This is a genomic window from Brachyspira catarrhinii (assembly GCF_005518285.1).
Lineage (GTDB): Bacteria > Spirochaetota > Brachyspiria > Brachyspirales > Brachyspiraceae > Brachyspira > Brachyspira catarrhinii.
Genome location: NZ_SJDU01000460.1, coordinates 1 through 1601, shown reverse-complemented (window position 1 = coordinate 1601; position 1601 = coordinate 1). Strand labels below are relative to the sequence as shown.

The following is a 1601-nucleotide window of genomic DNA, read 5'->3' as shown; positions in this document are numbered from 1 at the left end:
AATATTTTTTATGAAACTAACGGAATTCCAAGTTATATATTAGTCGAATTCTCTTAAAGTTTCTTTCGCCTTTATATAAATCTTCTCTCCCGCTTTGACTTTATCTTTATAACAATTTGCGCTTTTTATATTTAAAATAAATCCTATTTTTTCTTTATCGTTATTGTTTTTATTTTGACTTTGATTATAAGAATTATACGCGGCGCAACTTTGAGCGACATATTCGACTAATATATAACTTGGAATTCCGTTAGTTTCATAAAAAATATTCTCTTCGTTTATAGTCGCAAAAGTAATTATGGTTTTATTTTCAAAATCGATATTTTCAATTTCGTCTATCAAAAGCATTTTTCCTTTATGCAGAATTTTTAATTGATATTTCATAATCTACTTTCCTATTATCAAACAAGTATTGCTTCCGCCGAATCCGAAAGACACGCTCATACAATTATTTAATTTTTCCAAAGAAATTTTTTCGGCAACCAAATTTATTTTCTTCAAATTATTATCGTATTCTCCATCGTATAAATGTCTCGGAAGTATTTTCTCTTTATTAAAACTCGATAAAGCCAAATAACAAACTCCAAGCTCCATTGCGCCAGCAGCTCCAATCGTATGCCCGAAAGCCGTTTTACTCGAACTGCAATAAATATTTTCCGCTCCAGCTTTATTTATAGTTTCGCTTTCCATTATGTCGTTTAGAATAGTTCCCGTTCCATGCAGATTTATATAATCTATATCGTTTATTTTTAGATTAGATTTTTTCAAAGCGTTATTTATGCATGCCGAAGTCGATTTTGCTTCAGTGTCGGGACTCGTAATATGATGCGAATCCGAATTGCTTTCATAACCTTTCAACATTATAGCGTCTTTAGTATTTATAAAATTTTCTTTAGACAATATAAAGAATGCCGCTCCTTCGCCCAAATTTATTCCTTTTCTGTTTTTTGAAAAAGAATTTATTTTATTATAATCTACTATATCGAGCGAATCGAAACCGTAGACAACTGTGTCGGTTACAACATCCGCTCCTCCGACAATCGCCACATCTATTATTCCGCTTTTTATAAGTTCGTCCGCCGATATTATCGCGTTTGCGCTCGAAGTGCATGCGGTGGATATTGTGAAAGAAATTCCTTTTACATCGAAATATTTTTGAATAAAATCGCAACATATATTTAAACTTTGCATTATCAAAATTCTTTTTTCGTATATTACCGAACCGTTTAATATAAAATCTTTCGTTTCATCGCTTCCGTTTTCGCAAGTTCCGACAATTACTCCGATTCTGTTTTTTCCGTATATTTTTTTCGCTTCGTCAATAATAGGTTTTAATTGGTTAATAGAATGCAAAGCCATTTTATTTATTTTATTATTGTAAGGATTTTCAAGTTCAAAATCAAAAAATTCATTTTCAATTTTCCCAAGCGTAAATTTTTTATCGTTATTATAAGCGTAATCGCCGTTTTCTTTTAATCCGTTTGGAATATTTAGAAAGTAATTATTATATAATTCTTCTTTATTTTTGGAAATAGAGTTGATAACGCCAAAATCGAGCAAAAGATTATTCATATTAAAGCCTTAAATAATAATGAAGTAAT

At 30.2% G+C, this 1601-nt stretch carries 2 protein-coding genes; both read right to left on the bottom strand.

Annotated elements, in window-relative coordinates:
* Window positions 1–39 precede the first annotated feature (39 nt).
* Window positions 40–384, bottom strand: coding sequence for an ApeP family dehydratase (locus tag EZH24_RS11505; RefSeq protein ID WP_137999233.1), 345 nt, complete (start codon window positions 382–384; stop codon window positions 40–42).
* A 3-nt stretch (window positions 385–387) separates the two neighbouring features.
* A complete protein-coding gene (locus EZH24_RS11500) occupies window positions 388–1572 on the bottom strand; it encodes a beta-ketoacyl synthase N-terminal-like domain-containing protein (RefSeq protein WP_137999232.1) in 1185 nt (394 codons plus the stop codon).
* Window positions 1573–1601: the final 29 nt, after the last annotated feature.